Annotated in this window: 6 protein-coding genes and 1 tRNA gene; 2 read left to right on the forward strand and 5 right to left on the reverse strand. The window is 69.3% G+C overall.

What is annotated here, in order from left to right; translation table 11 throughout:
• Positions 1-22 precede the first annotated feature (22 nt).
• Positions 23-107: transfer RNA gene (locus GT354_RS28770), tRNA-Leu, on the reverse strand.
• A 300-nt stretch (positions 108-407) separates the two neighbouring features.
• The gene (locus tag GT354_RS28775; protein ID WP_161359296.1) at positions 408-1,757 is read right to left on the reverse strand and encodes an NAD(P)/FAD-dependent oxidoreductase; all 1,350 of its coding nucleotides are present in this window, start codon (positions 1,755-1,757) and stop codon (positions 408-410) included.
• A 496-nt stretch (positions 1,758-2,253) separates the two neighbouring features.
• On the opposite strand from GT354_RS28775, the gene GT354_RS28780 reads away from it, so the two are divergent.
• Positions 2,254-2,526 carry a type II toxin-antitoxin system Phd/YefM family antitoxin gene (locus tag GT354_RS28780; protein WP_161359297.1) on the forward strand — a complete coding sequence of 91 codons (273 nt, stop codon included), beginning with the start codon at positions 2,254-2,256 and terminating at the stop codon, positions 2,524-2,526.
• Positions 2,523-2,792: a type II toxin-antitoxin system RelE/ParE family toxin gene (locus GT354_RS28785; RefSeq protein WP_161359298.1), complete on the forward strand. Its 270-nt coding sequence runs from the start codon at positions 2,523-2,525 to the stop codon at positions 2,790-2,792. The genes GT354_RS28780 and GT354_RS28785 overlap by 4 nt, the downstream gene beginning before the upstream one ends.
• 60 nt (positions 2,793-2,852) lie before the next feature.
• On the opposite strand, the gene GT354_RS28790 is transcribed toward GT354_RS28785, so the two are convergent.
• The 3 genes from GT354_RS28790 to GT354_RS28800 all read right to left on the reverse strand — a co-directional run.
• Positions 2,853-3,794, reverse strand: coding sequence for a Ppx/GppA phosphatase family protein (locus GT354_RS28790; RefSeq protein ID WP_161359299.1), 942 nt, complete (start codon positions 3,792-3,794; stop codon positions 2,853-2,855).
• Positions 3,791-4,354, reverse strand: coding sequence for a DUF501 domain-containing protein (locus GT354_RS28795; RefSeq protein ID WP_237535554.1), 564 nt, complete (start codon positions 4,352-4,354; stop codon positions 3,791-3,793). The genes GT354_RS28790 and GT354_RS28795 overlap by 4 nt, the downstream gene beginning before the upstream one ends.
• A 168-nt stretch (positions 4,355-4,522) precedes the next feature.
• Positions 4,523-5,043, reverse strand: a 521-nt coding sequence (locus tag GT354_RS28800) for a septum formation initiator family protein (protein ID WP_161359300.1), incomplete at its 5' end; no start/stop codon positions are given.

The following is a 5,043-nucleotide window of genomic DNA, read 5'->3' on the forward strand; positions in this document are numbered from 1 at the left end:
GCAGGTCAGAGCCATGATCATGTGGTCCCCGGAGCGGGACTCGAACCCGCACGGCCTTACGGCCAAGGAGGTTTAAGCTCCTCGTGTCTGCGTTCCACCATCCGGGGGCGATGCTGAGCGTAGCGGCCTGAGAGCACCCTGTACGCCCCCTCTTTCGGACGTCTCTTCGAGCCGGTCCCGCGGGTGTCGAAGACCTCGAATGGCGGCCCGACGCAAGGCGTCCGAATGGCTCGTGGTTGGGCTGTTCGGCCGGTTTGCAGCACCTGGGCGGGGGACGTCCACAATCGCCCGCGTCGACGAACCGACCGGAAACGAGAACGCGAGAAGGCCCCGTACGCGGTGTGCGTACGGGGCCTTCTCACGACGTCGACTCGGCCGGGCGGGCCGATGGGGGCCGGGCCGGCCGGCTAGGAAGCCTTGGCCGCCGGAGCGGGTGCGGCCGGAGCCGGCAGCGCGGCCTCGGCGAACTCGTCGCGCGGGTGCTCCATGGCACCGAGCGAGACGATCTCGCGCCGGAAGAACGCGGAGAGCGTCCAGTCGGCGAACACGCGCGCCTTGCGGTTGAAGGTCGGCACCATCGCTCCGTGGTAGGTGCGGTGGAACAGCCAGGCCGCCAGACCCTTGAGCTTGAACTTGCCGAACATCACCGCGACACCCTTGTGCAGGCCGAGGCCCGCGACGGCGCCGAGGTTCTTGTGCTTGTACTCCTTCGGCGGGAAGCCGCGCATCACCGAGACGACGTTGTCGCCCAGGACGCGGGCCTGCCGTACGGCGTGCTGCGCGTTCGGCGGGCACCAGGCACCCTCGCCGGCGGCGAGGTCGGGCACCTGCGCGTTGTCGCCGGCGGAGAACACGTTGTCCATGCCGACCACCTGGAGGGTGGTGCGGGTGTCGACGTGGCCACGCGGGCCGAGCGGGAGGCCGTAGTGGGCGAGCACCGGGTTCGGCTTGACGCCCGCGGTCCACAGGATCGTGGAGGCGTCGAACTCGACGTCGTTGGACAGCACGCAGTGCTTGTCGACGCAGGACTTGAGCGAGGTCTCCAGGTGGAACTCGATGTCCCGTTCCTTGAGCTTCTCCAGCGTCCAGGCGCCGAGTTCGGGGCCGACCTCGGGGAGGATGCGGTTGGCCGCCTCCACCATCACGAAGCGCATGTCCTCGCGCTTGAGGTTCTTGTAGTAGCGCACCGCGTCGCGCGCCATGTCCTCGACCTCGGCCAGCGCCTCGATCCCGGCGAAGCCGCCGCCGACGAAGCAGAAGGTCAACGCCTTGCGGCGGATCTCCTTGTCGGTGGTCGAGTCGGCCAGGTCGAGCTGCCCGAGCACGTGGTTGCGCAGGGCGATGGCCTCTTCGATGGTCTTGAGACCGATGCCGTTCTCGGCGAGCCCGGGAATCGGGAACGTCCGCGATATCGAGCCGAGCGCGATGACGATGTAGTCGAAGCCGAGCTCGTACGAGTCACCCGCGAGAGGCTCGACGAGGGCAACCTTGCGGTCGTGGTCCACCGAGGTGACGCGGCCGTTGACGATCTCGGCCTTGGGCAGGACACGACGCAGCGGCACCACGACGTGGCGCGGTGAGATGCTGCCGGCTGCCGCTTCCGGGAGGAAGGGCTGGTAGGTCATGTACGACCGCGGGTCCACGACCGTGACGGTCGCTTCGCCGTAGCGCATCTTCTTGAGGATGCGCTGGGCGGCGTAGAGACCAACGTAGCCGCCGCCGACGACGAGGATGCGAGGGCGATCCGTGTTGCTCATGTTTGGAAGTATCCACCGGTCCCGGACGCGGGTGTGCTGAGGCCGCGCGCAGTACCGAAGGGCACGTCTGGTACCCTTCGTCCTTTTGCTTGTGCATTTGTGCACGATGCGAGGGTGAGGAAGATCCACTCGACCACCCCGCACCGTGGTCCTATCGCGATGACCTGCGTCGATCCTGCCCGAAGGGCCTGGGTACGGCGCAACGTGATCTCCGCCTCGGAGCCCCGAAAGGCGCCGTTTTCGAAGGCGTGGCCCCGCTCCGACCGGTTCGTCGGAGGGAAAAGGCACCCGGATGACCAACCTTTACCCGGTCGGCCATGTGAAGGGATTCACAAACTTTTCCTCGTGTCCGAACGTTGGACATGAGCTCGCGGCCCCAGGTCGACACATGCGAGGGCTCGGGCGACGTTCCACGTACCGCGAAACGAAGGCCGACGAGAAACTTCGGCCGCCCCGAGTCTCGACGACGTGTACACAATCGTGCGTACGCTCGGGCATGACCGAGAGCGTTGTGACCATACGCGAAGCACGCGCGCACCTTGCGGATCACATCAACCATGCCGAACAGGGCACTTCGACGGTGATCACGCGCAACGGGAAGCCAGTGGCCGCGCTTGTACCGATCGCGGACTTCGACGCCCTCGAAGAAGCGGCCGACGCTTTGCTCGCGCGTGCGGCGGAGGCAGTCCTGGCCGAGGGCGGCCCTATCGTGACGATGGCCGAGTTGCCGGCGGACCTGTTCGACGAACGAGCCGAAGGCGCCACGTGAAGTACGCGTTCCGGTTCACCACTGCGGCGCAGCGCCGGTTTCGAGCCCTCGACCGACCTGCGGCCATGCGAATCCTGGCTGCGCTGACCGCACTCGGCGACGACCCGTATCGCGAGGACGCCGACATCAAGAAACTCACCGGCCTCTCTGGCCTGTACCGGCTTCGGGTCGGCGACCACCGGGTCGTCTACCAGGTCGAAGACGGCGAGTCGATCGTCCTCGTCGTCAAGGTCGGCAACCGTCGCGACATCCACCGCAACCTCTGAGCACCGGGGTCGACCCAGCGCGGTGGAATCCGTGCCGACTCGTGCCGCCGCTTCGAGGCGTCACTCGTCGTCGGTCGCGCAGCTCCAGGCGATCCCGTCCAGGATGTCGTGTTCGCTCACCACGACCTCGGTCAGGCCGGTGCGTTCCATGATCGTGCGCAGGACCAGCGCTCCCGCGCCGATGACGTCCACTCGCCCGGGGTGGATCACCGGGACCAGGGCTCGCTCGTCGTGGGTGCTCGCGAGCAGGCTCGCGGTCACGGTGCGGACCTGGTCGAGGGTCAGTCGCGCGTGGTGGATCGCGGTCGAGTCGTAGTCGTCGAGGTCGAGCGCGATGGCGGCCACGGTGGTGACCGAGCCGGCGAGGCCGACCAGTGTGCGTGCGCGGTCCATCGGGACCACGTCGGCCGCGAGCGCGATCGCGGCCTCGACGTCGGCCGTCGCGGCGGCGATCTGCGCGGCGGTGGGCGGGTCGGACCGCAGGTGCCGCTCGGTCATCCGGACGCAGCCGATGTCCACCGATCGCGCGGCCTCGGGCCGATCGGTGCCGAGCACGAACTCGGTGGAGCCGCCGCCGATGTCGACCACCAGGTACGGGGTCGCGAGACCGTCGGTGCCGGCCAGTTCGCGAGTGGCGCCCGCGAAGGACAGCGCGGCCTCCTCGTCGCCCGTGATCACCTCGGGTTCGACGCCGAGGATCTCGCGCACGCCGTCCCGGAAGACGTCCCGGTTCTCCGCGTCGCGGCTCGCGCTCGTGGCCACGAAACGCACCCGCTCGGCGCCGAGTTCGGTGATCGCCATGGCGTACTCGCGGCACGCGCCGAACGTACGCTCCAGCGCCTCCGGGGCCAGCCGGCCGGTCTTGTCCACGCCCTGCCCGAGCCGGACGATCCGCATCCGACGATCCAGGTCGACGAGCGTCCCGGTCGCGGGATCGATCTCGGCGACCAACAGGCGGATGGAGTTGGTGCCGCAGTCGATCGCGGCGACGCGTCGGGTCATCGGGTCTCGCCCTCCTGAGCCGGCGTGGCCGGCGTCGCGTCCTCGGTAGCCGAAGCCTCGGTAGCCGAAGCCTCGGCCGGGCCGCCCACGCAGACGCACGGGCCCTTGGCCCACCACTCGGGCAGCGCGTCCAGCGTCTCGTCGCCCAGCGGGTTCACGCCGCGGCCCGCCGCGAGCGCGTGGCCGGCCAGGACGTGCAGGCACTTGACCCGGTCGGGCATACCGCCCGCCGACGGGAAGCCCTCCAGCACCTCGATCGCGTCGCGGCGCGCGATGTAGTCGTCGTGCGCGGCGGCGTAGCGCGCGGCCAGGTCCTCGTCGGTGCCGAGCCGCTCGTTCATCTCGCGCATGACGTTGTTGGCCTCCAGCGTGCCGATCGCCGACGCGGCCTTGGGACACGTGAGGTAGTACAGCGTCGGGAAGGGGCTGCCGTCCTCCAGGCGCGGGGCGGTCTCCACGACGTCGGGCAGCCCGCACGGGCAACGGTGTGCGACGCCCCGCAGGCCACGCGGGGTACGGCCGAGCTGCGCCTTGACGGCGTCGATGTCCTGCTGATCCATGGAGGGAAGTATTTCCTGATTCGCTGGGCGGCTCGGACCGGGGGGCGATCCGTTCGGCGATCGTTGTGGGACGGCGTTCGTTGTGACGGGGCCACTTTCACCGGGCCCTTTCACCGGGTCCTTGTCACTGGGCCCTTGTCTCCGGTTCCTTTCACCGGCTCCTGCGGACTAGCCGATCGACGCCGCCGGTGTGGAGGTCGGCGTCGGCAAGGCCGACGGGCTCGCGGACGGCTTGGTCACCTTGTCCGCGTCGCGCGTCGAGTCCCACAGGTTGTCGTACAGCGACGGCGAGCCGGCTCGGGCAGGCGCCGGCGGCGCGGCGTTGCCGGGTTGCCCCGGCGGGACCACCTGATACGCGGTATCACCGGGAAAGACGAAGTGCAGCCGTTCACGGGCCTGTTGGCGCACGTAGGCCGGATCGTTCCAGCGCTCCAGCTCCTTGCGCATGCGCTCGGTCTCGGCGCGCTGCTCGCTGGTGCTCTTGCGCAGTCGGTCGACCTCGTCGCGTTGCGCCAGGTACTGCCGCAGCGGATACACGAGCGCCACCGCAAGGCTCAGCACCACGATCGTGAGCATGATCCACTTGCCGCCGCCGCGCCGCCGGAGCCGGCCCAGGCTCGCCGCAGCGGGCGAATCCTTGATGGACTCGACCGCGGCGGCGACCTTGTTGGGCGCGGGCGGTGCGGGCG

The sequence above is a fragment of the Streptomyces sp. SID3343 genome (assembly GCF_009865215.1).
Classification (GTDB): Bacteria; Actinomycetota; Actinomycetes; order Streptomycetales; family Streptomycetaceae; genus Embleya.